The following is a 24,286-nucleotide window of genomic DNA, read 5'->3' on the forward strand; positions in this document are numbered from 1 at the left end:
CGGCCGCAGCCGGGTCACATCTTTTATCCTTTAATCACATACAATCCTTCATTCCGAAACACACTCTCCATCGCTTTCCGGCCTTCCTGGAGAATGGCGAGGCGCCATTCGTGGTCATCCGGGTAGAACATGGCTGTGAATTCATCGAGGATTTCCTCGCGATCTTTTTCGTGGACTGCGCCTTCCCAATACAGCTGATTTTCCAGAATGATCGTCAGGAATTCACGGATGGTGGCGGACATACTCGTTCCGAATGTGCCGAATTCAAACAGCGCAGAGAATAAGTATTTATCGGGATACGAGCGTTTTTTGATCGCGTAAAAGTGGTTGGTCGAGTCACCTTTTACCTCTTCGGGATCATACTCCTGAATATTCTTTAACCCGTATGTCTTTTTCAATTCTTTGACGGTACGTCCATCACGATCACTCATCACCATGGTGACTTCATTAGACGGTCCGAGGGCTGTATGCCAGTCTAGATGAATGACACGGTCAAAAGTTTCCAGCAGCTTTTCCTGAATGCCTTTCAGAAAGATGGCCGATTCTTCTTTTTCCTTGCCACCATAGTAGACACCCTTCGGAAACTCATACTGACCCATGCCTTTAGCAGACATTAAGCCACTGTAGCCTTCGTTTACCGCTCCTTTTGCCATATGGTTCCGGATGTTTGACTTCTCCACGAGCAGACTTTCAATTTTCCCGGATGGCAAAAACAGTTCCTGCAGCTTTTCGTATTCCTGGTTTGTATTTTCGGGAACGTGTCCAGGATCTACGAGATAATTCCGGTTCAGATCGATGTTGTTTTCAGTAACCCGTCTCCGGTGACGCATGCCCCACGGGTTTAAAGCATGGATCAGACATAGTCCCGTTCTCTTTTCATCCAGCAGGTAGGCAAGCTCATGAGCGAACACGTCCAGCATCGCAGCCCCCGCAAAGCCTTCAATCCCATGCTCCCCGGTCGTCATAAAAAGTACCCGTTCATTCTCATGCGTGCCTTCTGCATAAATCATATCAATTGTATTATTATCAGACTCCTGTCCGATAAAATGAGTGGAAAGCTCAACATTCGGCCAGATCCGCTTAATTTTCTCAAAGTTTTTTCGGAAAACAGCTCTGGACGTTTCATAATCTCTCTGGAAATACTCATCAATGGTCTTCATCTCACGCACTCCTCTCCTATAAAGAGGTTTCCACTTATCGGGAAGGGTGAAACCTGCTTTTTGGTATGATAGGTAAAAGGAGTGAAAAGGTCATGACATCTGTTTCAATTCGACATTTGAAGGCATCTGATTTTGAACGTGTCTCACCGGTAATAAATGAATGGTGGGGTGGTCGCCAGATGGCTGACATGCTGCCGAGGTTGTTTTTCGTTCATTTTAACGAAACGAGTTTTATTGCAGAGGATAATGGGGAAGTAATCGGTTTTCTATGCGGGTTTTTGTCTCAAAGCCATTCAAAAGAAGCGTATATCCACTTTGTTGGTGTCCACCCGGATTATCGACGTCACCAGGTAGGGCGTCTTTTATATGAGTCCTTCTTTGAGGTGACTCAAAAGGTAGGCCGTACCGCCATCAAAGCGGTGACTTCACCTGTAAATGAGCGGTCTATTGCATTTCATCGGAAAATGGGATTTTCTATTCAGGAAGGTCCTGATCAGGTAGGAGAGATTTTGGTGTTCCCGGACTACGATGGTAATGGGCAGGACCGCGTTCTTTTTGTAAATCAGCTAAAATAAAAAAATCCCCTCATGTTCTATAGGGGATTTTCCTTTATTCATCAGCCTGAAGTTTCTGTTTCTGGACGATTCCAAACAAGCCAACTGCCGCTGTCATGTTTAAACCAACAGCTAAAATTAACATGACTGTTTTTGTTATGCCCAGTAGGTCCAATAGATTAGAAAATACGAGTAATAAAGAGCCTACAGTAAGCAAAGAGAAAAATGCAGCAAATTTTGTATCCATGTCAGTCCTCAATTCTTTTTCTTTTAATACGAATAAAAAGATCTCTAAGATTCATTTATTACATTGACTACATAAATAATACAAACGCCAAAGCAGAACCGATGAGGATATAAATGCTAAGCAAGGTAATGGTCAGCTGTTTGGCAAAAAGTAAGTTTGGATTATGATTGGAAAAAGAAAATCTGGTTTGTTTAAACAGTTGATAAATAGCCATCCCACCAATAACGACAGCAAAAAAGATCATAATGTACATCAGTTCCATACGCCCACCTCACTTCTTATATTTACCATTTTAACCTTCTCTAGAATTAAATTCCAGTACTTTTTAAATAATTTTTATGTTTTTTGGTAAATAGATGAAATGAAATTAGGTGTTGGAAGATACGTTACTAATTATGTTTCTTTTTTTCCCGGCCTTGTAATACTCAAAACAATCGCAGCCGCGAAAAACAAAAATGCGGGTGGGAATGTATAAAGATTGCTGATGGGTGTGAAGATACCTGCCCAGAAAAGTACCGCACCTAAAATCAGGAATAGAATGGTCATCGTTTTCCTCCTATGTGGAATCATTTGTTAAACTTAGTGTAACAAAATGGAATGGTAGAAAAGAGGTTTATGAATGGAATCAGAAAAATTAACAGTATTTAATGAGCGTCATGAAAAAATCGGGGAGGCAACGAGACGCGAGGTGCATGAGAAAGGATACTGGCATGAGGCTTTTCACTGCTGGATTATTGCCTTTGAAGGGAAAATCCCATTTGTGTATCTCCAGCTCCGCAGTGAAGATAAAAAAGATTACCCGGGACTGCTCGATATCGCGGCAGCCGGACATATGCTCGCGGGTGAGACAGTGGAGGAGGGTGTCCGCGAGGTAGAGGAAGAGATCGGATTGAGGGTGAAACTGTCTGACTTGAAATCGCTCGGCGTCATTCCGTATGCTGTGAAAAATGGTGCGCTGATTGACCGCGAGCTGGCACATACATCCGTTTACATGTCTGCTAAGCCAGTGCAAAATTTCGTTCTACAGCCCGAAGAAGTAGCAGGAATGGTGAAAATCCCATTTGATGCATTCGCGGAGCTTTGGAGCGGAAAGCGTGATCAGGTGCTCATTGAGGGATTTGAGATTGATGAATATGGTGAGCAAGCTGAACTGAAAAAGCCTGCAGGAAGGGAAAGCTTTGTTCCTCACCCTGCATTTTATTATGATGAGGTCATCAAAGGGCTTCAAAAAGAAATTGAGGTGGCGAAAAGTGCTGGGATTGCCTAAAGGGGAAGTTTTTCTCGTGCCATGGACAGAAGGTTGGCAGCGTGAATTTGAATCTGAAAAGAAGCGTATTGAAGAGATGGCGGGTGCATTTATTCTGGAGGTGCATCATATCGGAAGCACATCCGTTCCCGGGCTCAGCGCAAAACCGATCCTTGATATTGCAGTAGAAGTATCCTCATTTAAGCTTGGAGAAGACTGCATTGCGCCTCTGGAGAAGCTTGATTACGGCTATAAAGGGACAGCGATTTTACCTGATCGTCATTATTTTAGTAAAGGCGAACCGAGAACGCATCAGATCCACCTTTACGAAACAGGAAGTCCGTATTTGGAAGAACAGTTGAAGCTTCGGGATATTTTGAGGAATGATGAGCAGGTCATGAGAGAATACGAGTCATTGAAGCGTGAGCTGGCAGACGCTCATCAAAATGACAAACATCTTTATGCGGAGCGGAAGACGGTGTTTATAAAAAGAATATTACTTAATGAGTAAAGCGGGATTTTCTCATCCTGCTTTTTTTTATTGCTTAATATATCATTAAACGATATAATACATTTAATGATATATCATTAAACGATATAGTAGAGGAGGTTCCTGCTTGGCTAGAAACGATGTACTTCAGACTGGTGAACTGACTGACACGTATTATTATATTTTGCTGGCTCTTGTAGAGGCGAGACATGGCTATTTAATTATGAAGACGATCGAGGAATTGACGAAAGGGAGCTTTACCGTGGGTCCGGCATCTATGTACACCTCGATAAAAAAGCTTTTATCAGCAGGCATGATTGAGCAGCTTGAGGAAGAAAAGGATAAAAAGACTTACATCATTACAGAACAGGGCATATCGCTTCTGAAAAATGATATTAAAAGAAGAGAAGAAATGATTCAGCAGGCCAAAATGATATTCGGTCAGAAGGGAGAGGATTTTTGATGAAAAGAAGGTATATCATGAGTGGCGGACTGGCGTTTAGTGAAGAAAAGGATATGATGAAACTATCGAGACTTTCAAAAAAAGGATGGGTGTTTGACCGTTTTACTTTTATGGGATATATCCTCAAAAAAGGTGAGCCTCAAGAGCTTCAGTTTGCGATTGATTACAGAAGCAATCCGGATGAAGAGTATTTTGAGCTCTTTAGGGAAGCGGGTTGGACACATGTAGGATCTCAGGCGAATTATATTCATCTTTTTACAGCACAGCCGGGTGTTACGCCGATCTACACGGATCGTCCTTCAACACTTGAGAAGTACTCCAATGAAAAGAACTTCGTTAAAAAAGGAGCAATCTGGTCTCTGGCAGTTACACTGTGCATCGCACTGCTGCTTTATTTAGTGTATACCTTAACGTTTCCTGATGCTGTTGAAGCTGTTTTATCAGTCAGCTTGTCTGTTTTGTTGGGCCTCTCACTCATCAGCCTGATTTTTACGGGTCTTCCGTACCTGGGCTACGTTTACAAAATATATAAACTCAGATAAAGTCTTTGACTCACTTAAATCAAGAACCTTTCGAAGAGCGGGAGAAAGGGATAGTTATAACAACTGTACACCTTAGAGCGTAAAACAAACGTTTGATTGACAGCCCGTTTCAAATTTGCTCATCGTTCTGACCCGGTATACATTTAAAGAAAACACACTTACCCATATCTTTTTACAGAACCTGTTCGTTTCAGGGGTGAGAGTACGAAGGAGGGAAGGTTATGCGCGCAAACCTGACATTGGTGAAAGACCAGCACGAGGAGGTTGGGGAGCTGATCTCCAGGCTTGAACGTTACTGCCAATTTCTGACCCGTAATAAATGGGATCGTGAAGAAGTTGCTCAGGAAGCACTGGCAAAGGCACTGAACGCTTACAAGATTGAGGACTGGAATGCGGCTCTTTTGAAAAAGATTGCTTATCATGTGTGGGTGGACCGCGTCCGGAAAATGGAGCGGGAGGCTCAGGTGATTCATGAACCGATCCACCAGCCTGTGTCAGAAGAATCTGAGGATCTGATGGGCGTTCTGGCGAAAAATCTGACGCCTAAACAATTAGTAACCTTCGTTTTAAAAGAGGGATTTCAATACAAAATCTCTGAAATTGCTGAGCTGATGGGGATGACGGAAGCGGGTGTCAAGGCACTCCTGAATCGTGCGCGCGCCAGAGTAAAGGGACTGTCTGAATCAGATATCGAAAGCTTCTGGGAGGAAGAGCTGCGGGAAGAACTGTTCCCGGTTTTAGTGGACGCCGTTTCCATGCAGGATCCCGAAAAGCTTTTAGCGATGCTCCCGGCCATTTTCACCCCGACAGCCAGCCTGAAAAAGGTGGTCAGCTTCCCTTCTTCAACCGTTCTCTCACTTGCAGCATAATGCGTGAAGGAGGAAACGAACATGGCGACTATTCCTTATGTGATTGAGCAATCAAGTAAAGGTGAGCGCTCCTATGATATTTATTCCCGTCTGTTAAAGGACCGGATCATCATGGTGAGTGAGGAAATCAATGATCAGATGGCCAACAGCATCGTCGCTCAGCTGTTGTTTCTTGCAGCAGATAACCCGGAAAAGGAGATTTCTTTGTACATCAACAGTCCTGGTGGCTCAACATCTGCCGGCTTTGCGATCTATGATACCATGCAATACATTCAGCCGGACGTCCGCACGATCTGCACAGGTATGGCAGCATCCTTTGGCGCTATGCTTCTGATCGGCGGAACAAAAGGCAAACGTATGGCACTTCCAAACAGCGAAATCATGATTCACCAGCCGCTTGGTGGAGCCCGGGGTCAGGCAACCGACCTCGAAATCTCCGCTAAACGAATTCTGAAACTGCGTGAGCATATCAATCAAATCATCTCAGACCGCACCGGCCAGCCTGTCGAAAAGGTGGCAGCTGACACCGATCGTGATTACTTTATGACAGCTGAAGAAGCATTGGAATATGGGATTGTGGATGAGATTATTTCGAAGAAGTAATAAAAGAACCAGATAAACCTTTTGTGAGATAGGGGTTTATCTGGTTCTTTTTGATTTTGACTATTAGCAATGCTCTAACAACAGATTTCTTAAATCTCTATCTAAACTGTAGAGTTGATAAATTTCTTCAAATGTTGCACCATCCTTATAGCGCTCTTTTTGACCTGAATGATTACCACTTTTCTCTAAGAAGAAATCTTTGTAGCCATTAATAACTCCGTAATAATTTTCAACCTTTAAAAGTCAGAATATCTAATTGTTGTTGATGAGTTTTGAAGGGTTTCATTCTAATCAACTCCACAAAAATAGCCCATCCCTCGTAAGGGAATGAGCCTGATCACTTAAGATCACCTTAATATATGTTAAATGTGCTGTCAATATACGAAGTGCTTTATATGGACAATTCTGGGGATTTATGATGTTGAATTTAGTTTTCATTATTATTTTTTGAATATTCGTATTATAATATATGTCAGGAAGGAGGGGATGAGATGATCACACGGTGGATAGGCAAATTAAAGTCGCTTGGAGTATTACTGCGCCGCTTTGCAGTGCTCTTTTTTGCGTTATTCCAGCCGGTTTCGGTGATTCTGATTGAGCGCCGGAGTGGTGATTTGTTTTCAGGTCAAGGGACAGATCCCTTTATTATCCCTGCCGGATATGCGTTTTCCATCTGGTCTGTCATCGTGCTTGGAACGATAATCTACGCGATCTATCAGCTCCTCCCCCGAACTTATCATATGAAGATATTCGATGAGATTGCAGGCTCATCGATACTCGTATTCATGGGATTTGCCTATTGGATCTGGCTCGCATCGATGCAGGAGCTGTGGGGGACCGTAGTCGTATTTATCGGTATGGGTCTCCTGCTGAGAACAATCTATCTGAAGTTATTAGCAGAAAGCTTCTCTAAATTTGAGCAATACTTTGTGCGCGGAAGCTTTGCGCTTTACTATGGCTGGACCACTGTTGCGGTCTTTGCAAATCTCGCTTCTGCCCTTCATTATTATGGACTTCCTCAGGGAGGTCCGGCCGGCTTAGCGTGGCAGGCAGTTGTTTTACTGGCAGCGATATTTGTATCCTATCAGCTGCTTGATGAGATTTATTTTTCTCTGCCGTACTTTGCAGCGATTTCGTGGGCGCTTGTTGCGATCGTGGTTGGAACGATACTTGCCGGAGTGCAGGCGTGGCCGCTGATTGTATTATCCATTGCAGGTACTGCATTTCTTTTATACAAAGGTATTCAAATAATACAGCACCATCATGAAGAGCCTTCCTATTAAAAATGGGGGGTTTTAAATGGCTTCACTTTGAAAACCGTGCCGTTTCATTCCTTCGCTTTCCGCGGCCGCGCGGTGAGCCAGCTATTGCTACGCAATACGCTGTCTCACCTGTCGCTTTTCTGCCGCAGGAGTCTACGGAATGAAACGGCACTTTTTGTGTGAATGATGTAGAAATATCCAAATGAACCTTAAAGTTTTTATAGATAAAAAGGGTTTTTAGGAAGTTATATGGAAAGAGATGATGAATACATAGATGTTAGGAGAATAAGCAATTGAAACAAATGATGAAAGACAATCTTCAACCCTATCACAATCCCGAAAAATACGATTACATACAGGAAAATTATAAGGCGGACCTGCCCTTTATTCTGGATTATGCCCAGAGGATCAAGCCTGAACACATTATTGAACTTGCCTGTGGGACTGGGAGACTGACGATTCCTGTGGCGAAGCAGGGCTATGATGTTACAGGCGTTGATTTACATCAGGGTATGCTGGATCGTGCAAAGGAAAAGGCGGAAGCAGTGGGAGTTCAGATTGATTGGATTCAGCAGGATTGTACGAAGCTATCCTTACCCCGAAGTGCTTCTCTCGTTTATATGACAGGTAATTCATTTCAGCATTTTTTAACCAATGACATGCAGGATCAGCTGATGCTTTCTGTTAAAGAGCATTTACATGCAGGTGGATATTTTATTTTCAACACGCGAAATCCTCTGTTACATGACCTGGCAGAGGTGGACGAATATAAAACTAGATATTCAGATGCATCCGGCAGGCGGGTTGTGGAAGAAAATCGGGAGGTATATGATCCGATTACGCAGGTTCAGGACTGTTTCCAAACACGCCGAACTTTTGATCAAGACAAGGAAGTTGAAACAGAGGAAATCTCAATCCGAATCCGATTTACCTTTCCTTTAGAGCTTGAAAGATTGATGAAGCAGCACGGCTATGAGATTGAGGGTTTTTATGGCGGCTGGGGTCTTGAGTCGCTGAAGAAGGAAAGCAGTGAACTGGTTGTGGTGGTGAAAAGGGGAGAGGCCGATCAAACTGAATGAAGAGCCTTTTTAGGAGTGACAGAATGAGAACGTTAATACTGGCAAATGGCGAAGAGGTTCAGGTGAAGTGTCTGAGTTGTGCGATTACAGGTGGACTTGTTGAGCCTGAGGGTGGCGTCATATGTGAAACGGAGTATTTTCACGCTCATCAGGACGTTGCGTATCCTATTCCGGGACTCGTCATTTTAGCATCAAAAAGACATATCACGTGTCTTGATGAATTGACTGAAAAAGAACGTCTGGACTACATCACCACCATGAGCAGGATCAGAGCGGCTCAGCGTGAAGAGCTCGGCATTGAGCACGTTTATTACTTTTACAATGAGGATACAACGCATCATTTTCATATCTGGATGGTACCGAGATATGACTGGATGAAGGATTTCGGGAGGTCTGTGGAATCATTGAGACCGGCCATGCTCCATGCCAGACATGAGTTAAATACAGACGAGAACAGAAAAATCGTACATAATGGGATCGCAGCGTTAAGTAAAGCGTTAAATATGACTAAATAAGAAATGGAGAATGATCATGAATATTTTATTTGCAGCAAAAGAAGACAGTAAGGAACTCGCACCATTATTTGATGCGTACCGGCAATTTTACAATCAGCCATCCAACCTTGATGGAGCGGAGGCTTATTTATCAGAACGTCTGGCAGAAGGAGAGTCGATTATCTTTTTTGCAAAGGAGGGAGATGAGGTGCTTGGATTTACGCAGTTGTATCCAACCTTTTCGTCGATTTCAATGAGACGCGCATGGATTTTAAACGATCTTTATGTTTCTGAACAGGCGCGCAAAAAGGGAGTAGGAGAGCGACTGCTTCAGCAGGTAAAGGAATTTGCCGAGGAAACATCAGCAGCAAGTGTCAGTCTGAGCACTGCGCCGGATAACGAGAAAGCGCAAAGACTGTATGAGCGAAATGGTTATGTTCGGGATGAAGAATTCCTGCACTATGAACTCAAAATTTAAGGAGGGGACATCATGCCTTACGTAAATATTAAAGTAACAAGAGAGAACGGCGGCCTCACAAAGGAAGAGAAAGCGGCACTCGTAAAAGGTGCAACGGATCTTCTTCAAAACACCCTTGGTAAAAACCCTGCTTCGACTGTGGTTGTGATTGATGAAATTGAGACGGATAATTATGGGTTAGGCGGGGAACTCATTACGGAGAGAAGGAAGCGGGAGAATGGGTGAATTAACAAAAGTTCATTCTCCAGCTGTTTCCCGAGAAGCAGTGAAAATGAACGATCTTATCACTAATGAACAGGAATTAAGAGACTACCTCGGTGAGCCGAGTATCAATGCTACAAGTAAAGTCATTCCTTACATCGATGAACATGTGAAAGCATACATAGCAAAATCACCGTTTTTGACGATGTCTACGGCTGATGAAAATGGAATATGTGACGCTTCTCCCCGTGGGGATGCGCCTGGCTTTGTCCAGGTTCAGGATGAAAAGCACCTGCTGATCCCGGAGCGGCCGGGAAATAAACGGGCCGACTCGCTGATGAACATTTTGAAAAATCCAGGGATCGGTCTGTTATTTATGATTCCCGGGTTAGGCGAAACGCTTCGGATTAATGGCAAAGCGCGCCTGGTCAAGGATGCTGAATGGCTGGAGAAGATGGCAGTTCAGGGGAAAGCGCCGCTGCTTGCGATTCAGGTAGAGGTAGAGGAATGTTATATTCATTGCGCCAAAGCCTTTATTCGTTCGGGACTCTGGAAACCGGACTCCTGGCTTGAAAAAGAAGATTTGCCAAAGCCTTCTAAGATTCTTCATGCCCACACGAAGCTGCCCGACACAACACCTGACAGTATTCAAAAGAGGCTTGAGGAAGGGTATCGGGAGCGTCTTTATTAAAATTTTATGGATTCAGCCGGATCATGGCTGAATCCTTTTTTTATTGTAATGGGTGTTACTTTTTCAGACGACAAAGATGATTTGCCGCGAAGCTCATTCAGGGTGATCAGGAATATGGCTCCACGTCCAGGCGTAGCTGGATTGAAGGAATCATGTTCAGAAGTGAAGGGAATCTGTTTAAGAGTGAAGGAATCGAACCCATGGAATGAAGGGAATAGAGTGCGTGAAGAGGCTAGTGAAGGAATAAAGTGACGGAAAGAAGGGATTCAATTCTGGAAAGAAGGATAAAAAAACCAGAACGATTGAATACCTGAACTGAGTGAAGGAATCCCAGTGACGCGCCAAAAACACCCTATGTCCACCCCCGCACAATTTATTCCAAAACCCGTCACCAATCCACTCCTCTTTGCATTCACTAAACTAAACCAAACCATGCCCTCGTTAGAAGGAGGCACAGCGTATGTCGTATCCTTTATTTCCATTTGACCCGGGGAATAACATTGGCAGTAACAGCAGCAACAGTGGCAGTGGCCTGTCTTCCTCGAGGCTTGCGGTGGTGGCTGCTGTTCTGACAACGATAGCGGACGCGATTGGTACGGTTGCCGCAGTCCGCGCAGTAGAAGAGGAAATTCAAAGTAATATTGAAGACCAGCAAAGGCAGGATGAGCAAAATAGAATGCTGCAGGAGCTGCAAAATCAGATTGGAGAGCTTCAGAAGCAAATCGAATCATCGACTCAGTCAGGTCAATCGGCCTCGACGCCATCTTATTCAATTACAATTGAATCGCTCAACATCACACTTCCATCTTCTGAAGCCAACAATGATAAAAATACCTGAAGCGCCTTGGTCTGAAAGGAAGAAGCGGTGACGATTGAAAATTCTCTTTTAAACGGTAACCCTTTGACAGGCAACATAACAAGTTCGCCGCGGGCCAGCTCTTTTTTGATGGCCCATTTCGATAACAGAGTGACGCCAAGTCCGGATTCAACCGCTTCTTTGATCGCCTGCGTGCTACTGAAGATCATCATGTCAGATGGGGTAATATCAAGCTGCTTGAAAACATGCTCTGCTGCTTCACGCGTTCCTGAACCTTCTTCCCGGCAGATCCACAGCTGATCAGCCAGCAATGAAGCCCCCAGTCTTTTTCTTTGCGCTAAAGGATGCCTGGATGATGCGACAATTACCATTTCATCTTCGGAATGTTTAGCTGAGGTTAATACTTTTTCCTGTTTAAAATGACCCTCGACGATCCCGATATCAAGCTGATTGCGACTGACCAAATCAGCGATGTGAGCCGTATTGCCGATTTCAACGGATGGCTGTATATCAGGATAAAGCTGATGCAGCTTTGCAATAATTGGCGGCAGCACATATTCACCAAAGGTATAGCTCGCTCCGATCGTCAGTGGGCCGCTTGCCTGATTGGTGACGTCATCAACCAGCCGTTGCATGTGCTGATAAAGACGGTCCATTTCTTTTGCGTGATGAAAGACGATTTCACCAGCCTGATTCAACCGCACATATTTATTCGTGCGTTCGAGCAGTCTTGTACCCATTTTCTCTTCAAATGATCTGATATGCTGACTGACAGCGGATTGTGTCATGTGAAGCGTTTCTGCTGCTTTTGAAAAGCTTTTTTGTTCAGCGACCGTGATAAAGATTTGCATTTGCTGATCCATCGGAATCACCTCAATTATCATTTTACTTATTGTTATTATTATAAATATTAATTTTTCTTATGAACAGTTTAGGCGTATGATGTGCAATAGAGGAGTGACGCATCATGACGTTATCATCAAAACAGGCATGGCTTAGCGGCGTGCTTTTTACTTTTTTTATCGCCCTTCTCGGGTATTTACTTGCTTTGGTCCCAGGGTTTGACCGTGTGGGTCAGCTGGCTGGAGCGATTGTACTGGCGGTTTTTTACCGGCAGATTTTCGGTTATCCGGATAAAATCCGTTCAGGCATCACGTTTTCCACGAAACGCCTGTTGCGTGTGGCGATCGTGTTATATGGATTGAAGCTGAATATTGAAATTGTGCTGAATGACGGGCTGGGATTGCTCGTGCGGGATGCTGCTGTTATTATCTTCGCGATTTTTGCGACGATCTGGCTGGCGAAAAAGCTCCGTGCTGATCGAAGTATTTCGCTGCTGGTGGCGGTTGGAACGGGCGTTTGTGGTGCGGCAGCGATCGCAGCTGTAGCGCCGATTATCCGTGCAAAAGAAAGGGATACTGCGATCGCCGTTGGCATGATCGCTTTACTCGGCACGATTTTTGCGTTGGCTTATACATTGCTGCGCCCTATTCTTCCTTTAGATGATGTGCAGTACGGCACGTGGGTGGGATTAAGTCTTCATGAGATTGCCCATGTAGCGCTTGCCGGAGAACCTGCGGGTGAAGAGGGGCTGGCGATGGCGCTGCTTGCAAAGCTTGGGCGCGTATTTCTATTAATCCCACTTTGTCTAATTCTCGTTTACTGGGTCAACCGCAAAACAGAGGCTTCAGAATCTGCTGAAGCTAAGATTGTTTTTCCGTGGTTTTTAGTAGGATTTTTATTACTAAGTGTGATTGGAACGTATGTGATTGGACCCGTTATCCCGGTGTCCGACCAGGTATTAGCTTTCATTTCTGACCTTACTACATGGCTGTTGACTGCCGCGATGGTGGGGCTTGGATTGAATGTCAGTCTGCAGGACATTCGTGACCGCGCCATGAAGCCATTTTTAGTTATTTTGACAGTCTCAATCGTGCTATCTGTGTGGACTTATTTTATTGTGTGAATAATCGAAAAAGGTAGTGTATGGAAACCCTGTCCGTTACAATAAATGTAATGGACAGGGTTTTTTATGTGGAGAGGATGCTGTAAATGTGGATTGATGTGTTAGCAGATTTAGGTATGAGCATACAAATGTTTTTTCGCAGTACGCCGTCAGATGATGTCGTAAACCTGAACCGCAACATGCTGAGCCGGAGTGCCCGCTTTCAGTCTTATCTTCAGGAGCATTCGAAAAAGGTTGAGAAGGATGACGCGGTAAGATATGTGATTGGCAAAGCGAATCCGGATCGGGCTTTGAAAGATGAAAGGTATGCAGAGAAGCTTGAAAGGAAGCTGATTAAGGCACTTAAATGAGGTGAATCGGATGGGATGGGCTCTCTTACTTGCTCTATTTTATGCACCGATGTTTTATCAAATCCATAAGCGCCTTCGCTATCTGGAAAACCGTGTGGCGGAGCTTGAAGGTGAGAAAGAAGGGAGGGTGACTAAATGAAAATCCAGACAGAGGCAGTTCATGCATTAACGGAATCTTTGATCGGGAATCCGTTAGTGAAAGCCATCATTTTAAAAGGCTCGCTGGGAAGAGGAGAGGGAGACGATTTTTCAGATGTCGATCTGTATTGCTTTGTAGAGAAAGAGGATACGGAACGATTTCTAAAGGACCGTATCCGGCACCTTGAAGCTTATAGACCGATTCTTTTTTATGAGGATTGCTTTATTATCGCCCCTCAGATCATTGCTGTGTATGACAATCTTCTGCATGTTGATCTGTTTACAGTGACAGAGGAAACGTTTAAAACATCAGATTTTTTTGAGGTGCTGTATGACCCGCACGACATCATGGGTCCGTTTGTTTCGAGGCAGCATTTGACGCTATCTGAGGAAGAGTTTGAGGAGGAGGCTTACGGTGTAGCGTGGTTTCTTTTTCAATACAGAAAAGCCTGCAAGCGCGGCAATGACGTGTGGGCGGTTGAACTGTTACATGCGGCTACGAAAAGTCTGGCAAAGGTCGTGCTGCATCAATACAGGCCTGACCGGGCCCAGCTCGGATTGAAGTGTCTGGAGAAAGAACTTCCGGATGCTCAGCTCTCAGAGTTTCGTTCTATTTTGTCGAAGCTGACACCTGTTCATCATAAACAGGCAGCTGATGAGATTCTTTTATATTTAGAGAGAGAAGGCGACTGGCTGGAGGAGACATTGGGTGAGCGTTCGTACGCCAAACGATTTTTAATGAAAATACAGGAGGTGTTCCGTGAAGAATTCATCGTTGGACAACGGGAACAGCGCTAAGGTGCGCCTTGACCATTATTCAGACAAATATGCTGAAGATTTAAAGCGATATGTATTGCCTCCTGAACAGCTCCCGTTTACGGCAATGCCGCTTCGGAAATTGGAGGAGCTTAAGGCAGGTCAGCATCCAGTCGTAATCACAGCCGGGGAGCAGGCGGTTGGATTTTTCATTTTACATACGAATGAGTTTGTGAGGACATTAACGGATCATCCGGCAGCCATTCTGCTGGGGTCCTTTTCAGTGTCGGCTGATCAGCAAGGGAAAGGATATGGTAAAGCGGGCTTACGGCTGTTATCTGACTGGGTCAAGCAGGCGTTACCGGGTTATTCAGAGATCGTGCTCTCGGTGAACCTGAAAAACGACCGCGCATTTGATTTGTATTGCAAAGTTGGATTTCAAGACACAGGAAGACGGATCGGCGGACCCATAGGTGATCAGCGGGTGATGAGGATGGAGGTGTGAGGTTGGATCAAAGGGTGAAGGAGATCAGAAAAGAAGAAAAAGCCTATCATGACAAGGTTTACGAGGAATTGGTTTTATTTGAGCCTGGTTCCTGGCTTCGGAGTCCAGTTCGATCTGTTATTCAGACAGTAGATTTGTTTGAACATAAGAATATCCATGTATTGGATCTCGGTTCAGGTGTAGGGAGGAACAGTATTCCCATTGCACAGAAGGTTCAAAGTTCAGGTGGTATGGTGACGTGTGTAGACCTCTTGGAATCAGCAATTGTTAAGCTGCGTGATTACAGGCTTCAGTATGGAGTAGAGAATCAAATCAAAGGTTTTGAGTCCGCGATCGAAGACTTTAGGATCGATGAAAATACATATGATTATATTGTGGCAGTCTCGAGCCTTGAGCATTGTGCCAGTTTGAATGATTTTAAAGAAATCCTTTCTAATATGAGAGCTGGTACAAGAGAGAGAGGTATACACTATTTGGTGATTAATACGGATATGGAAGAGATTGATATGACCACAGGGAAACGGTTGAATGTCCAGTTAGAAGTCGATTTGTCTACCAGAGATTTAGATGCTATTTTGACGAGCGGTTATCAGGGATGGGATGTATTAGATCATCACATAAAAGAGTTAACGTTTGAAATTGAGAGAAACGGTCTGGCCGTTCAACTTAATACAAAGGCCGTTACATTTGTGGTGAGAAAACCATGAAATTCTACATCGCATCCGGCTTTCAAAATAAACATGCAGTTCAGCACGTAAGTCAATCACTGAAAACAAATGGCTGGATTCATACATATGACTGGACAAAAAATGAGCGGGCGAGCAGTTATGACATGCTGCAAGAGGTTGGGGAGCTGGAACGTGAGGCGGTTTTAGCGGCTGATTTGTTGATCGTGCTGTTACCTGGCGGGAAAGGAACACATATTGAAATGGGGCTTGCCCTTGCTCAAAGAAAGAAGATTTATTTAGTTGCGCCGGATGAACGTGCGTGGGATTTTGACCAGACCAGTACGTTTTATCATTTGCCGGAGGTTGAACGTTTTACGGGAAGTGTTGAGGAATTTATCTTTTACATGTTAGGGGATTTAAAATGAAGATTCTAAACTATGACAAACAATTCGAGCAGAGCTGGCTCAGATGCAGGCTGCTTTCTTATTTCTACTCTGCCTTTTATGAAGATGTTTTGCGTGAAAAACCGGGATTTTCAAATCGAACGATTGAGCTGATCGCGGTACAGGATGACGAGGTCATTGGGTTAATAGATGTGGTACTCGATGATCCTGAGAATAAGCTTACCTTTTTGAGAAAAGAACATGGTGCTTTTATCGCTACAATCGCTGTGCATCCTGATCACCAAAATAACGGGATTGCGCAGGCGTTATATGACGAAGCGATGAAGAGATTAGACCAATATGAGGGCTTGTCCTTTATTGAACTTTATACGCGTGATGATGAGGCGGCAAACCGCTTTTATGAAAAACAAGGGTTTATTCAGTCAGTGAAATATTATGATGTTTTTGGTGTAGAAAAGGGTCTGAGAAAACCAGTTAGCGTAAAGCTGGGAGAGGGAAGAGTGCTGGCCGAAAGTGATGGAAAACCGGTTGGATTTGCATTGGTGGACAGCATTTATGAAGCCTATGACGAGAAGGGTGTTGACCAGATAGACCATGACCGGGTTGTGCCGGTTTATGGGTATTTGAAGGAGCTTTAATCGACCATTTCATTCCTTGATGGGAGGCTTGGGTGATGAAGACACTGCGTGTTGCATCAATCATCGAGTGGAGAAAGTGGCTAGAGCAAAATCATCTAAATGAACGGGAGGTTTGGCTTGAAAATCCACGCATAGAAAATGGTTATATGCTTGATTATATTGAAACAGTGGAAGAAGCCATTTGCTTTGGCTGGATTGATGGCATTGCAAAAAAATCAGAAGAGGGTCACATGCTTCAGAGGTTCACTCCAAGGAAAAAGAATAGTAACTGGACTGAGCTAAACAAAGAAAGAGCCAGAAGGTTAATCCGCCTTGGAAAAATGCATCCATCAGGATATTCAGTATGTCCAAATTTAGATGAGAAGTCTTTTGTTATCCAGCCTGAGGTGTACAAAACAATAATCGAAGATGAACATGTAAAGAGCCGATTTGAAGCACTGCCTGACCTCTACAAGCGGGTGAGAATTGGTTATATTCAGGAATTCCGGCCGGGATATCCTGAGTTTGAAAAGAGGTTAGCAAACTTTATTCTTAAAACAAAACAGGGCAAAATGTATGGGAATTGGAACGATGGAGGGAAGCTGACAGATGAAAATTAATGGGATCAATCATCTATTATTCTCTGTATCAAATCTGGATGCATCTATTTCATTTTATGAAACAGTATTTGATGCAAAACTTCTTGTGAAAGGAAATACGACAGCTTATTTTGACCTGAACGGAATTTGGCTTGCGTTAAACGAAGAAAAAGAGATTCCGCGTTCTGAGATACATGAATCCTATACTCATATTGCTTTCAGTGTGGATGAGCAGGATTTAGAAGGTGAAATGAAAAGGTTGAAGGATCTGAATGTCAATGTCCTGGCCGGAAGAAAAAGAGATGACAGGGATCGGGAGTCGGTCTATTTTACAGATCCTGATGGTCATAAGTTTGAACTTCATACAGGCACACTGCAGGATCGGCTTGATTATTACAAACAGGATAAAAAACATATGAAATTTTATACATAATGGAGTGATGACATGACTTCGAATCATAAGTGGCGGGCTCCGGGTCTGCTTTTAACATCAACCGGCATCTCGTCACTGGGAGATTTTATTTATCTGGTTGCGATTAATCTGATTGTCTTTAATATGACAGGCTCGGCTGCGGCAGTTGCCGGGTTATGGATCGTTGGACCGCTGACGAACATTGTTATGAAATTCTGGACAGGTAGCTTCATTGATTACAGAAGTAAACGAAAAGTGATCATCACAACTTATTGGGTCAGAGCATTACTCATTGCACTGATTCCATTTGCACCAAATGTAATGATCGTTTATTTATTGTTGATTTTGTTAAGTGTAGCGAAATCATTTTTTGGTCCTTCCTCTGTAACTTACATCACCATGCTTGTTCCTCATACGATGAGAAAAAGGTTTAATTCAATCCGCGCACTCACGATGTCAGGGGCATTTATTTTAGGGCCGGCGTTGGCAGGTGTCATGATTTTGGTTTCTTCCGTTGATCTGACTATCTGGCTCACTTCCATTCTTTTTATGCTGGCAGCTTTACTGTTTATTGGTCTGCCTGACAAGGAGGAGATTGATCGGGCATCTATCCCGAAACTCACGCTGAAACAGGTTGGAGCTGATTTCAGTGTGGTGATGGAGTTTGTCAAAGCGCATTCTTATGTTGCGATGGTCTATATGAGCTTTCTCACAGTGATGCTTTTCACGTTTGCGATGGATGCGCAGGAGGTTGTTTTCTCACAGGAGGTGGTGGGGTTGTCAGAGTTTGAATACAGTATGCTGATCAGTATTACCGGGGTTGGTGCTATTGTTGGAGGATTTGTTCTTTCTGTGCTTGCTGACCGGCTGTCAATTCGGATGATGATGACGATCGGAATTTTGATGGTTACAACAGGTTATCTCGTCTATTCGTTTGCCTGGTCGTTCGCATCGATCGCAACCGGCTTTATCATTCTCGGATTTTTCATGTCATTCCTGAACTCGGGGATCGAAACATTTTATCAGAGTAATGTGCCCGTTGAGATCATGGGCCGTGTGACCAGCGTGTTCGAATTAATCCAGAGTGCTTTCCAGGTAATGTTTGTGTTACTGCTGGGACTTGCTGCAGATTTCTTTTCGCTACGGGAAGCCATTGTCACCGCTTCATTGCTCATGCTCGTGACTGCTTCAGCCTTTTCCATGCTCGTGTGGAAGCCAGGCTATACGTTTGCATTTGTGGAGGGAAATGAAAGGAGTTAACGAAGAAACGTTTATATGGTTTTAAGAAATTCGAGACGTGGTGACTTCAGTTCTTTCAGACGAATGTTTAAATGGATTTCCGACTTACGGCTGAAAAGAAACATTGTCAAATTTGATATGGTAAGGGTGAGGTGATCAAGATGATAAAAGGATTGTACGAAGCGCATTTACCAGTCAGTGATTTGAAGGTTTCGATTGCATTTTATCAAAAACTTGGGCTGGAGCTTGCGCATGAGCAGGAGAAAATTGCATTTATGTGGATTGTGAAGGGTGAGAGTTGGCTGGGGTTATGGGAGACGGAACAGGTGAAGATTCCTTATCATGCCTCTATCCGCCATGTTGCGTTTCAGGCTGAAAAAGGAGATATCCTGCGGGCGAAACACTGGCTGAATGAACGTGGAATGGAAGTCAGAACCATGTTTGGCTTTGATGAAACACGTCAGCCGCTTGTGCTGCCAAATAACCCGCAGGCACATGCTGCCATTTACTTTGACGACCCGGACGGAAACTCACTTGAATTGATTACGCCAATCCGGCTCGATGTTGAAGAGGATTTTAACATGATGAGTTTTGAGGAGTGGGAGGCAAGAGGTTGAGTGCTGTGATTACTTATCAAATGCAGGGGCCACGCGTGTGCAGTCAGATGAAGGAGGTCTATGAATCAGTGGGCTGGATGAAGCACACTGAGCTGCAGATTGAACGGGTATTTCAGGCGAGCACGCATTACATTCTTGCCAAACATGATCATCGCATTATTGGCTTCGGTCGAGCGCTGTCAGATGGTGTTTTTAATGCAGCGATTTATGATGTGGTGGTACATCAGGAATATCAGGGTCAGGGGATTGCGCAGGAAATGATGGAACGTCTCATCCATGAGCTTGGTGACCTGTCTTGTATTCATCTGATTTCAACCACAGGTAATGAAAAATTTTATAAGAAAACCGGGTTCCAAAAAGTGGTGACGGGAATGGCTCGTTATAGAGATCCACATTTAAAAGAAGAATATCTGGAAAAAGGAGAGCAAGTATGAACATAGAAGAGACCGTGAAACAGGCGGTTCAGTTACGTGATGAACGGAAGCTGAAAGAGTCTAATGAGCTGTTGATCCGGCTTGCAGAAGCCTATCCTGAGAATCCGGAGGTCCGTTATCAATGTGCGTGGAGTTTAGATGTGTTGGGACTTGAAGCCGCTGCAGTGCCACATTATGAAAAAGCGATCGAAGCAGGGTTGACTGGTGACCAGTTAAAGGGAGCTTATCTTGGATTAGGCAGTACTTACCGGACACTTGGGGCATATGATAAGTCAAAAAAAGTCCTGTCGGAAGGCATCAAACTTTTCCCGAATGAGCATGCCATACGCGTTTTTTATGCGCTAAGTCTATATAATCTCGGGGAACATCATGATGCGATGGAGCTTCTGTTGACCAGCTTACTCGAAACGACAAGTGATGAGTCAATCAGAGTCTATGAAAAGGCACTGACCTTTTATAAATCAAGGCTGGATGAGGTATGGACCTGATCATTCCTCATCCGGCTCTGTCCGTAAATGAATAAATGTGACAATCCTGCCGTCCTCAGAAAGCAGTTGCATAGAAAATCGATCATTGCTTTGAACCTCTCCAAGACTTTTACTCTCAAAAACGATGACCTGTCCAATAGATTCGGGATCCTGTGTTCTTTCCACTTCATCCGCATCAGAAGGCGCAAAGCTGAGCGCGTATTCGCCCGCATCTTCAATTGATAATAACTCCTGGCCTTCAGATGTTAAGTCAATAGTGATTACGGAAGCCTGATCCTCCATAAAGACCGCAGCTACACCTTCATCTGAAATATAATCATAAAGCAAATCATCTTCAGCTTTTTGATTTTCCCCATACGCCTCCACAAATGAAGCCAGCGACCCGCCAAGCTTGCCGTCCATAGAGACGGGCTCACTGCAGCCGGTAAGAAAAATGGAAAGCACCAAAAACATTCCCAAAATCTTCATGAAGACCTGCCCCCATTCTGTTAAACTGAAAAAGAGTACTTGTGGTTATTATTTCCTTTGTGGGAGATTTGAAACGCATCTTGAGTTGATTGCTTTAGGATTTTAAAGGGGTGGTGAAGTGAACCATTACATCCAAACGATGAGACAAATGATTGGCTCCTCAACACTGCTGACGGTTGGATGTGGTGTTTTACTGGAGGATGAGAATGGCCGGCTTTTGCTTCAAAGAAGATCCGACTTTTCTGAATGGGGCATTCCTGGTGGCATTCTTGAAATTGGTGAAACGTTTGAGGAGACAGTGAGGCGTGAGGTGCTTGAGGAAACAGGGCTTAACCTTGCAAAGATCAAATTATACGGTATTTATTCCGGTGTAAATGGATTCTCAGAATATGAAAATGGAGATAAGGTGTACAGTGTGCAAATTATTTTCCAAGCAACATTGAACAATCCCAAACCGGTTAAGAACCTTGAGAGTAAGGAGCTTGTCTTTTTTCATCGCGGACATCTGCCAGAAGGCATTAATCCTCATCAGGCACCGTTCATTGAAGATTGGCATTTGGGTGTGAAAGGGCCGGTGGTGAAATGACTGAGCAAGAGCTGAAAGAAATATTAATGATGACATTGAAAAACAAGGGTGAACTATCGGATAACCTTATTTTACATATGATTACTCATATAGGTTCAACGGATCCGGTTTTAAGGGATGAACTAATTTATCAGGTATTTGGTAAATACGTAACAGAAAATAGATTGAGTGATTCACAGCTGAATTTAATCACTGAGCAACTGCTGACACAGAAGAAGTTGCTGAGCGGAATAAATCAACCTGTCTCTGATGACGTATTTACCCGTTCATTCAGTGCGCTCGTTTTTGCGTTATTGCTAAAGCAGGATCATGAAAGCAGGTTCCTTTCTAAGGATTACTTTAAGCGGATCATCAAAGAGGTCCATGACTATGTTGTATTTGAAAATGATTTAAGAGGATATGTCCGGGATAAAGGCTGGGCTCATGCGGCAGCCCATGCAGCTGATCTGCTTAAGGCGATTGTTTTGCATCCGTTAACGGGTGATGGCGAGCTAAGGTTGGTAATCAAAGGTGTTGAGCATTTCTTAATTTTCGCTCCTGGTTATCATGATGAAGAAGAGGAAAGACTGGCAATCGCATTTTTAGCATACACAACAAGATTTGAGTTAGACGGATGGTTAATAGATTTGCAGGAGCTTATCAGAGAGGTGCTTTTTCATTCAGGTTCTCTACCAGATTTGGAGCGCTACCGTGTTAAAACGTCTTTAAAATTTTTTCTCCAGGCACTGTTTTTTAAGATAGATGAAGACTCAGCGAGATCATATCTTGAACATCAAATCGTTAATCTAATGAATTAGTGTACCCGGTTGATTGATTAATAGAAAGATAGATGCCAGCCGGAAAAATTCATTTCTGGATTCCTTCACCTTTTTTAAAGGATTTCTGGAACCTTTTCCAATCCTGCACGTACATATAGTTGGAATAATCAATTTATTTTAAGGAGGAATACATAAATGGAAATTTTAGCAGCGTTATCGATCATCATTCCGATTTTGGTCGTGCTTGCGATCATTGGTGCGGTTGTGTTTGTTTATTACAAGATCCGCTACAGAACGGCGCGTTCCAACCAGGCACTTATTATTACAGGACCTAAACTAGGTGATCCGAAGAAAGAGACGAATATTTTTACAGACAATGAAGGCCGTTCGATGAAAATCATCCGTGGTGGCGGGCATCTTCTCCGCATGCACCAGACAGCAACACCGGTTGAACTGACATCGTTTCAGCTGAAGCTGACAACGCCACGTGTTTATACAAATGGTGGTGTGCCGATCGTGGCTGATGCGGTTGCGATGGTAAAGGTGGCAGACACGCTGAAAGGGATCGCCAACTATGCCGAGCAGTTCCTTGGGAAGAAATCAGCAGAGCTTGAAGAAGAAATTGCAGAGGTACTCAGTGCGAATCTTCGTGCCATCCTTTCGAAAATGACTGTTGAGCAAATCAACGAAGACCGCGAATCATTTAACGCACAAGTAACAGAGGTTGCGCAAAAGCAGCTCGATGACATGGGGTTCCGTATCACATCCCTTGGGCTGACTGACCTTCGCGATGCTGACAGTGAAAATGGTTATTTAGAGAACCTCGGCCGTCCACGTATCGCAGAAGTTCGCAAGCTGGCTGAAATTGCAGAAGCCAATTCAGAAAAAGAAACACGTATTCAGCGTGCAAACTCTGATAAAGAGGCGAAAGAAGAAGAATACAAGCGCCAGACTGAAATTGCCGCTGCTCAAAAAGAGAAGGATCTAAAAGATGCAGCGATCAAGGAAGAAACAGAACGTGCCCGTGCGAAATCGGAGCAATCGTATACGCTAGAAAAAGCTAAGCTTGATAAAGAGGTTCAGGAAGAAGAACTGATGCTGGTCGCAAAACGAAAAGAAGAAGAGCTGAGAATCCAGCAGCTTGAGCGTTCACGTCAGGTACAGATTGAAGAGGAAGAAAACAAGATCCGTAAGGCGAAAGCCGATGCAGATTACTACTCTGTTACCCGACAGGCGGAAGCAGAAGCGCGTAAAGCGGAAATTGACGGGGAAGCCCAGGCACGTATCAAACGTGAAGCCGGTCTGGCAGAGGCTCAGGTTATTCTAGAGCGCGGTAAGGCGGAAGCCGAATCAAGACGTCTATTGACAGAAGCGATCGCAGAGCACGGTGAAGTCATCCTTGCCGAAAAACTGATCGACATGCTGCCGATTTACGCTGAGAAAATTGCGAAACCGCTTGAAAATATCGAATCCGTTAAAATTCTCGATACAGGTGGTGGGAACGGAGTCGCATCCTACGGAAAAAGCATCACCCAAACCATGGTTGAACTCCAGGAACCACTCAAAGAACTGACAGGGATTGACGTCTCCAAGCTCCTTTCCGACATGGTAAACCGCGGTAACACGCACACTGTGGTCAACAACAGTGGAGACACACCGGCTCAGAAAACAGTTACAACCCAAAAATCAGATGAAGCCGCAGCAACAAAGGATAAAGAGTAAAGTGTAGACTTAGGCGCTGTCCCAGTGTCTACACTAAAAAGCAGTCTTTCTCATGGAAGGCTGCTTTTACTCTATTCGCCTGACTTTCTTTAAATTAGACAGAATCGTTGTTTTCAAAGAGGCATAACTGCCAACCGCCGCATAACCATAGAACCAGCCCATAAAAATACCGGCAACCAGACTTTCGCGATGGGAAATAAAGATGGAAATCAGCAATGCAACCGCAAGTGCGATAAAAGGAACAGTAGGCTTAGATGGCTTAAATCTCATCTTAATCAGCTGAGTCAAAATCATGATAAGCGGAACCGCAATCACAGCATCCCAGATATTCGTATGAATCACAGGAAAGTCCATGTTTTCACC

39 protein-coding genes and 1 pseudogene are annotated in these 24,286 nt (G+C 44.0%); 32 read left to right on the forward strand and 8 right to left on the reverse strand.

Features of this window, described 5'->3' with window-relative positions; translation table 11 throughout:
• Nucleotides 1-23: 23 nt before the first annotated feature.
• On the reverse strand, nt 24-1,160 hold the full coding sequence (locus H7968_RS10645) for a M14 family metallopeptidase (RefSeq protein ID WP_227396134.1): 1,137 nt from the start codon (nt 1,158-1,160) through the stop codon (nt 24-26).
• A 92-nt stretch (nt 1,161-1,252) separates the two neighbouring features.
• Between H7968_RS10645 and H7968_RS10650 the strand changes: the two genes are divergently transcribed.
• Nucleotides 1,253-1,735: a GNAT family N-acetyltransferase gene (locus H7968_RS10650; RefSeq protein WP_227396135.1), complete on the forward strand. Its 483-nt coding sequence runs from the start codon at nt 1,253-1,255 to the stop codon at nt 1,733-1,735.
• Nucleotides 1,736-1,769: 34 nt separating this feature from the next.
• Here H7968_RS10650 and H7968_RS10655 read toward each other — a convergent pair whose 3' ends face one another.
• From H7968_RS10655 to H7968_RS10665, 3 genes are all read right to left on the reverse strand, one after another.
• Nucleotides 1,770-1,961, reverse strand: coding sequence for a hypothetical protein (locus H7968_RS10655; protein ID WP_227396136.1), 192 nt, complete (start codon nt 1,959-1,961; stop codon nt 1,770-1,772).
• A 67-nt stretch (nt 1,962-2,028) separates the two neighbouring features.
• Entirely contained in the window at nt 2,029-2,223 is a 195-nt protein-coding gene (locus H7968_RS10660; protein WP_227396137.1) for a hypothetical protein, read from the reverse strand.
• 131 nt (nt 2,224-2,354) lie between these two features.
• Nucleotides 2,355-2,507 (reverse strand): hypothetical protein, encoded by a 153-nt coding sequence (locus H7968_RS10665; protein ID WP_227396138.1) that lies wholly within the window; start codon nt 2,505-2,507, stop codon nt 2,355-2,357.
• A 73-nt stretch (nt 2,508-2,580) separates the two neighbouring features.
• Between H7968_RS10665 and H7968_RS10670 the strand changes: the two genes are divergently transcribed.
• The 6 genes from H7968_RS10670 (at nt 2,581) to clpP (ending at nt 6,174) form a co-directional block, all read left to right on the forward strand.
• Nucleotides 2,581-3,228: an NUDIX hydrolase gene (locus H7968_RS10670; protein WP_227396139.1), complete on the forward strand. Its 648-nt coding sequence runs from the start codon at nt 2,581-2,583 to the stop codon at nt 3,226-3,228.
• A complete protein-coding gene (locus H7968_RS10675) occupies nt 3,212-3,718 on the forward strand; it encodes a GrpB family protein (protein ID WP_227396140.1) in 507 nt (168 codons plus the stop codon). The genes H7968_RS10670 and H7968_RS10675 overlap by 17 nt, the downstream gene beginning before the upstream one ends.
• A gap of 106 nt (nt 3,719-3,824) precedes the next feature.
• Nucleotides 3,825-4,160, forward strand: a complete 336-nt coding sequence (locus H7968_RS10680; protein WP_227396141.1) for a PadR family transcriptional regulator — start codon at nt 3,825-3,827, stop codon at nt 4,158-4,160.
• Entirely contained in the window at nt 4,160-4,702 is a 543-nt protein-coding gene (locus tag H7968_RS10685) for a DUF2812 domain-containing protein (protein WP_227396142.1), read from the forward strand. Before H7968_RS10680 ends, H7968_RS10685 begins: the two co-directional genes overlap by 1 nt.
• 221 nt (nt 4,703-4,923) lie before the next feature.
• The gene (locus H7968_RS10690; protein WP_227396143.1) at nt 4,924-5,571 is read left to right on the forward strand and encodes a sigma factor-like helix-turn-helix DNA-binding protein; all 648 of its coding nucleotides are present in this window, start codon (nt 4,924-4,926) and stop codon (nt 5,569-5,571) included.
• Nucleotides 5,572-5,592: 21 nt separating this feature from the next.
• On the forward strand, nt 5,593-6,174 hold the full coding sequence (gene clpP, locus H7968_RS10695; protein WP_227396144.1) for an ATP-dependent Clp endopeptidase proteolytic subunit ClpP: 582 nt from the start codon (nt 5,593-5,595) through the stop codon (nt 6,172-6,174).
• 63 nt (nt 6,175-6,237) lie between these two features.
• Here the strand turns inward: clpP and H7968_RS18175 are convergent.
• Nucleotides 6,238-6,402 (reverse strand): annotated as a pseudogene (locus tag H7968_RS18175) (Abi family protein); the annotation flags it as partial.
• Between the two features lie 263 nt (nt 6,403-6,665).
• Between H7968_RS18175 and H7968_RS10705 the strand changes: the two are divergent.
• From H7968_RS10705 to H7968_RS10740, 8 genes are all read left to right on the forward strand, one after another.
• Nucleotides 6,666-7,457, forward strand: coding sequence for a hypothetical protein (locus H7968_RS10705; RefSeq protein ID WP_227396145.1), 792 nt, complete (start codon nt 6,666-6,668; stop codon nt 7,455-7,457).
• 281 nt (nt 7,458-7,738) lie between these two features.
• Nucleotides 7,739-8,515, forward strand: coding sequence for a class I SAM-dependent DNA methyltransferase (locus H7968_RS10710; RefSeq protein WP_227396522.1), 777 nt, complete (start codon nt 7,739-7,741; stop codon nt 8,513-8,515).
• Nucleotides 8,516-8,538: 23 nt separating this feature from the next.
• On the forward strand, nt 8,539-9,030 hold the full coding sequence (locus H7968_RS10715; protein ID WP_227396146.1) for an HIT family protein: 492 nt from the start codon (nt 8,539-8,541) through the stop codon (nt 9,028-9,030).
• Between the two features lie 16 nt (nt 9,031-9,046).
• On the forward strand, nt 9,047-9,487 hold the full coding sequence (locus H7968_RS10720) for a GNAT family N-acetyltransferase (protein WP_227396147.1): 441 nt from the start codon (nt 9,047-9,049) through the stop codon (nt 9,485-9,487).
• 12 nt (nt 9,488-9,499) lie between these two features.
• Nucleotides 9,500-9,712, forward strand: coding sequence for a tautomerase family protein (locus H7968_RS10725; RefSeq protein ID WP_227396148.1), 213 nt, complete (start codon nt 9,500-9,502; stop codon nt 9,710-9,712).
• Nucleotides 9,705-10,379, forward strand: a complete 675-nt coding sequence (locus tag H7968_RS10730) for a pyridoxamine 5'-phosphate oxidase family protein (RefSeq protein ID WP_227396149.1) — start codon at nt 9,705-9,707, stop codon at nt 10,377-10,379. The genes H7968_RS10725 and H7968_RS10730 overlap by 8 nt, the downstream gene beginning before the upstream one ends.
• A 114-nt stretch (nt 10,380-10,493) precedes the next feature.
• Entirely contained in the window at nt 10,494-10,631 is a 138-nt protein-coding gene (locus H7968_RS10735; RefSeq protein ID WP_227396150.1) for a hypothetical protein, read from the forward strand.
• A gap of 208 nt (nt 10,632-10,839) precedes the next feature.
• Nucleotides 10,840-11,217 carry a hypothetical protein gene (locus tag H7968_RS10740; protein WP_227396151.1) on the forward strand — a complete coding sequence of 126 codons (378 nt, stop codon included), beginning with the start codon at nt 10,840-10,842 and terminating at the stop codon, nt 11,215-11,217.
• On the opposite strand, the gene H7968_RS10745 is transcribed toward H7968_RS10740, so the two are convergent.
• Nucleotides 11,145-12,059 carry a LysR family transcriptional regulator gene (locus tag H7968_RS10745; protein WP_227396152.1) on the reverse strand — a complete coding sequence of 305 codons (915 nt, stop codon included), beginning with the start codon at nt 12,057-12,059 and terminating at the stop codon, nt 11,145-11,147. The genes H7968_RS10740 and H7968_RS10745 overlap by 73 nt on opposite strands.
• Nucleotides 12,060-12,163: 104 nt before the next feature.
• Between H7968_RS10745 and H7968_RS10750 the strand changes: the two genes are divergently transcribed.
• The 14 genes from H7968_RS10750 to H7968_RS10810 all read left to right on the forward strand — a co-directional run bounded on the left by H7968_RS10750 (nt 12,164) and on the right by H7968_RS10810 (nt 20,389).
• Nucleotides 12,164-13,162, forward strand: coding sequence for a YeiH family protein (locus H7968_RS10750; RefSeq protein ID WP_227396153.1), 999 nt, complete (start codon nt 12,164-12,166; stop codon nt 13,160-13,162).
• Nucleotides 13,163-13,248: 86 nt separating this feature from the next.
• Nucleotides 13,249-13,512: a hypothetical protein gene (locus H7968_RS10755; RefSeq protein WP_227396154.1), complete on the forward strand. Its 264-nt coding sequence runs from the start codon at nt 13,249-13,251 to the stop codon at nt 13,510-13,512.
• Between the two features lie 10 nt (nt 13,513-13,522).
• Entirely contained in the window at nt 13,523-13,651 is a 129-nt protein-coding gene (locus H7968_RS18035; RefSeq protein WP_264476702.1) for a hypothetical protein, read from the forward strand.
• Nucleotides 13,648-14,448 carry a nucleotidyltransferase domain-containing protein gene (locus H7968_RS10760; RefSeq protein WP_227396155.1) on the forward strand — a complete coding sequence of 267 codons (801 nt, stop codon included), beginning with the start codon at nt 13,648-13,650 and terminating at the stop codon, nt 14,446-14,448. Before H7968_RS18035 ends, H7968_RS10760 begins: the two co-directional genes overlap by 4 nt.
• On the forward strand, nt 14,411-14,911 hold the full coding sequence (locus H7968_RS10765) for a GNAT family N-acetyltransferase (RefSeq protein ID WP_227396156.1): 501 nt from the start codon (nt 14,411-14,413) through the stop codon (nt 14,909-14,911). The genes H7968_RS10760 and H7968_RS10765 overlap by 38 nt, the downstream gene beginning before the upstream one ends.
• A 2-nt stretch (nt 14,912-14,913) precedes the next feature.
• Nucleotides 14,914-15,618, forward strand: a complete 705-nt coding sequence (locus H7968_RS10770) for a class I SAM-dependent methyltransferase (RefSeq protein ID WP_227396157.1) — start codon at nt 14,914-14,916, stop codon at nt 15,616-15,618.
• Entirely contained in the window at nt 15,615-16,004 is a 390-nt protein-coding gene (locus tag H7968_RS10775) for a nucleoside 2-deoxyribosyltransferase (protein WP_227396158.1), read from the forward strand. The genes H7968_RS10770 and H7968_RS10775 overlap by 4 nt, the downstream gene beginning before the upstream one ends.
• Nucleotides 16,001-16,621 carry a GNAT family N-acetyltransferase gene (locus H7968_RS10780; protein ID WP_227396159.1) on the forward strand — a complete coding sequence of 207 codons (621 nt, stop codon included), beginning with the start codon at nt 16,001-16,003 and terminating at the stop codon, nt 16,619-16,621. Before H7968_RS10775 ends, H7968_RS10780 begins: the two co-directional genes overlap by 4 nt.
• Nucleotides 16,622-16,656: 35 nt before the next feature.
• Nucleotides 16,657-17,220 carry a YdeI/OmpD-associated family protein gene (locus H7968_RS10785; RefSeq protein WP_227396160.1) on the forward strand — a complete coding sequence of 188 codons (564 nt, stop codon included), beginning with the start codon at nt 16,657-16,659 and terminating at the stop codon, nt 17,218-17,220.
• Nucleotides 17,210-17,632 (forward strand): metallothiol transferase FosB, encoded by a 423-nt coding sequence (gene fosB, locus H7968_RS10790; RefSeq protein ID WP_227396161.1) that lies wholly within the window; start codon nt 17,210-17,212, stop codon nt 17,630-17,632. The genes H7968_RS10785 and fosB overlap by 11 nt, the downstream gene beginning before the upstream one ends.
• 12 nt (nt 17,633-17,644) lie before the next feature.
• Entirely contained in the window at nt 17,645-18,871 is a 1,227-nt protein-coding gene (locus H7968_RS10795) for an MFS transporter (RefSeq protein ID WP_227396162.1), read from the forward strand.
• Nucleotides 18,872-19,011: 140 nt separating this feature from the next.
• On the forward strand, nt 19,012-19,467 hold the full coding sequence (locus tag H7968_RS10800; protein WP_227396163.1) for a VOC family protein: 456 nt from the start codon (nt 19,012-19,014) through the stop codon (nt 19,465-19,467).
• A 20-nt stretch (nt 19,468-19,487) separates the two neighbouring features.
• Complete coding sequence (locus H7968_RS10805; RefSeq protein WP_227396523.1) at nt 19,488-19,901, forward strand: GNAT family N-acetyltransferase; 414 nt, start codon at nt 19,488-19,490, stop codon at nt 19,899-19,901.
• Nucleotides 19,898-20,389: a tetratricopeptide repeat protein gene (locus tag H7968_RS10810; protein ID WP_264476703.1), complete on the forward strand. Its 492-nt coding sequence runs from the start codon at nt 19,898-19,900 to the stop codon at nt 20,387-20,389. Before H7968_RS10805 ends, H7968_RS10810 begins: the two co-directional genes overlap by 4 nt.
• Here H7968_RS10810 and H7968_RS10815 read toward each other — a convergent pair whose 3' ends face one another.
• Nucleotides 20,390-20,857, reverse strand: coding sequence for a hypothetical protein (locus H7968_RS10815; RefSeq protein WP_227396164.1), 468 nt, complete (start codon nt 20,855-20,857; stop codon nt 20,390-20,392).
• A gap of 118 nt (nt 20,858-20,975) precedes the next feature.
• Between H7968_RS10815 and H7968_RS10820 the strand changes: the two genes are divergently transcribed.
• From H7968_RS10820 to H7968_RS10830, 3 genes are all read left to right on the forward strand, one after another.
• Entirely contained in the window at nt 20,976-21,443 is a 468-nt protein-coding gene (locus H7968_RS10820) for an NUDIX hydrolase (RefSeq protein WP_227396165.1), read from the forward strand.
• Entirely contained in the window at nt 21,440-22,240 is an 801-nt protein-coding gene (locus tag H7968_RS10825) for a DUF2785 domain-containing protein (RefSeq protein ID WP_227396166.1), read from the forward strand. Before H7968_RS10820 ends, H7968_RS10825 begins: the two co-directional genes overlap by 4 nt.
• A gap of 156 nt (nt 22,241-22,396) precedes the next feature.
• Nucleotides 22,397-23,923, forward strand: a complete 1,527-nt coding sequence (locus tag H7968_RS10830) for a flotillin family protein (protein WP_227396167.1) — start codon at nt 22,397-22,399, stop codon at nt 23,921-23,923.
• A gap of 66 nt (nt 23,924-23,989) precedes the next feature.
• Here the strand turns inward: H7968_RS10830 and H7968_RS10835 are convergent, their stop codons facing one another.
• A complete protein-coding gene (locus H7968_RS10835; protein WP_227396168.1) occupies nt 23,990-24,277 on the reverse strand; it encodes a hypothetical protein in 288 nt (95 codons plus the stop codon).
• Between the last annotated feature and the right edge of the window lie 9 nt (nt 24,278-24,286).

This window comes from Jeotgalibacillus aurantiacus (genome assembly GCF_020595125.1).
Classification (GTDB): domain Bacteria; phylum Bacillota; class Bacilli; order Bacillales; family Jeotgalibacillaceae; genus Jeotgalibacillus; species Jeotgalibacillus aurantiacus.

What these genes read in the sequence shown, in the direction of transcription:
- H7968_RS10645 (WP_227396134.1), bottom strand. Translation starts at nt 1,160, where the DNA reads ATGAAGACCATTGATGAGTATTTCCAGAGAGATTATGAAACGTCCAGA.
- H7968_RS10650 (WP_227396135.1), top strand. Translation starts at nt 1,253, where the DNA reads ATGACATCTGTTTCAATTCGACATTTGAAGGCATCTGATTTTGAACGT.
- H7968_RS10655 (WP_227396136.1), bottom strand. Translation starts at nt 1,961, where the DNA reads ATGGATACAAAATTTGCTGCATTTTTCTCTTTGCTTACTGTAGGCTCT.
- H7968_RS10660 (WP_227396137.1), bottom strand. Translation starts at nt 2,223, where the DNA reads ATGGAACTGATGTACATTATGATCTTTTTTGCTGTCGTTATTGGTGGG.
- H7968_RS10665 (WP_227396138.1), bottom strand. Translation starts at nt 2,507, where the DNA reads ATGACCATTCTATTCCTGATTTTAGGTGCGGTACTTTTCTGGGCAGGT.
- H7968_RS10670 (WP_227396139.1), top strand. Translation starts at nt 2,581, where the DNA reads ATGGAATCAGAAAAATTAACAGTATTTAATGAGCGTCATGAAAAAATC.
- H7968_RS10685 (WP_227396142.1), top strand. Translation starts at nt 4,160, where the DNA reads ATGAAAAGAAGGTATATCATGAGTGGCGGACTGGCGTTTAGTGAAGAA.
- H7968_RS10690 (WP_227396143.1), top strand. Translation starts at nt 4,924, where the DNA reads ATGCGCGCAAACCTGACATTGGTGAAAGACCAGCACGAGGAGGTTGGG.
- clpP (WP_227396144.1), top strand. Translation starts at nt 5,593, where the DNA reads ATGGCGACTATTCCTTATGTGATTGAGCAATCAAGTAAAGGTGAGCGC.
- H7968_RS10705 (WP_227396145.1), top strand. Translation starts at nt 6,666, where the DNA reads ATGATCACACGGTGGATAGGCAAATTAAAGTCGCTTGGAGTATTACTG.
- H7968_RS10710 (WP_227396522.1), top strand. Translation starts at nt 7,739, where the DNA reads ATGATGAAAGACAATCTTCAACCCTATCACAATCCCGAAAAATACGAT.
- H7968_RS10715 (WP_227396146.1), top strand. Translation starts at nt 8,539, where the DNA reads ATGAGAACGTTAATACTGGCAAATGGCGAAGAGGTTCAGGTGAAGTGT.
- H7968_RS10720 (WP_227396147.1), top strand. Translation starts at nt 9,047, where the DNA reads ATGAATATTTTATTTGCAGCAAAAGAAGACAGTAAGGAACTCGCACCA.
- H7968_RS10725 (WP_227396148.1), top strand. Translation starts at nt 9,500, where the DNA reads ATGCCTTACGTAAATATTAAAGTAACAAGAGAGAACGGCGGCCTCACA.
- H7968_RS10730 (WP_227396149.1), top strand. Translation starts at nt 9,705, where the DNA reads ATGGGTGAATTAACAAAAGTTCATTCTCCAGCTGTTTCCCGAGAAGCA.
- H7968_RS10735 (WP_227396150.1), top strand. Translation starts at nt 10,494, where the DNA reads ATGGCTCCACGTCCAGGCGTAGCTGGATTGAAGGAATCATGTTCAGAA.
- H7968_RS10740 (WP_227396151.1), top strand. Translation starts at nt 10,840, where the DNA reads ATGTCGTATCCTTTATTTCCATTTGACCCGGGGAATAACATTGGCAGT.
- H7968_RS10745 (WP_227396152.1), bottom strand. Translation starts at nt 12,059, where the DNA reads ATGGATCAGCAAATGCAAATCTTTATCACGGTCGCTGAACAAAAAAGC.
- H7968_RS10750 (WP_227396153.1), top strand. Translation starts at nt 12,164, where the DNA reads ATGACGTTATCATCAAAACAGGCATGGCTTAGCGGCGTGCTTTTTACT.
- H7968_RS10755 (WP_227396154.1), top strand. Translation starts at nt 13,249, where the DNA reads ATGTGGATTGATGTGTTAGCAGATTTAGGTATGAGCATACAAATGTTT.
- H7968_RS18035 (WP_264476702.1), top strand. Translation starts at nt 13,523, where the DNA reads ATGGGATGGGCTCTCTTACTTGCTCTATTTTATGCACCGATGTTTTAT.
- H7968_RS10760 (WP_227396155.1), top strand. Translation starts at nt 13,648, where the DNA reads ATGAAAATCCAGACAGAGGCAGTTCATGCATTAACGGAATCTTTGATC.
- H7968_RS10775 (WP_227396158.1), top strand. Translation starts at nt 15,615, where the DNA reads ATGAAATTCTACATCGCATCCGGCTTTCAAAATAAACATGCAGTTCAG.
- H7968_RS10780 (WP_227396159.1), top strand. Translation starts at nt 16,001, where the DNA reads ATGAAGATTCTAAACTATGACAAACAATTCGAGCAGAGCTGGCTCAGA.
- H7968_RS10785 (WP_227396160.1), top strand. Translation starts at nt 16,657, where the DNA reads ATGAAGACACTGCGTGTTGCATCAATCATCGAGTGGAGAAAGTGGCTA.
- fosB (WP_227396161.1), top strand. Translation starts at nt 17,210, where the DNA reads ATGAAAATTAATGGGATCAATCATCTATTATTCTCTGTATCAAATCTG.
- H7968_RS10795 (WP_227396162.1), top strand. Translation starts at nt 17,645, where the DNA reads ATGACTTCGAATCATAAGTGGCGGGCTCCGGGTCTGCTTTTAACATCA.
- H7968_RS10800 (WP_227396163.1), top strand. Translation starts at nt 19,012, where the DNA reads ATGATAAAAGGATTGTACGAAGCGCATTTACCAGTCAGTGATTTGAAG.
- H7968_RS10805 (WP_227396523.1), top strand. Translation starts at nt 19,488, where the DNA reads ATGCAGGGGCCACGCGTGTGCAGTCAGATGAAGGAGGTCTATGAATCA.
- H7968_RS10810 (WP_264476703.1), top strand. Translation starts at nt 19,898, where the DNA reads ATGAACATAGAAGAGACCGTGAAACAGGCGGTTCAGTTACGTGATGAA.
- H7968_RS10815 (WP_227396164.1), bottom strand. Translation starts at nt 20,857, where the DNA reads ATGAAGATTTTGGGAATGTTTTTGGTGCTTTCCATTTTTCTTACCGGC.
- H7968_RS10825 (WP_227396166.1), top strand. Translation starts at nt 21,440, where the DNA reads ATGACTGAGCAAGAGCTGAAAGAAATATTAATGATGACATTGAAAAAC.
- H7968_RS10830 (WP_227396167.1), top strand. Translation starts at nt 22,397, where the DNA reads ATGGAAATTTTAGCAGCGTTATCGATCATCATTCCGATTTTGGTCGTG.
- H7968_RS10835 (WP_227396168.1), bottom strand. Translation starts at nt 24,277, where the DNA reads ATGGACTTTCCTGTGATTCATACGAATATCTGGGATGCTGTGATTGCG.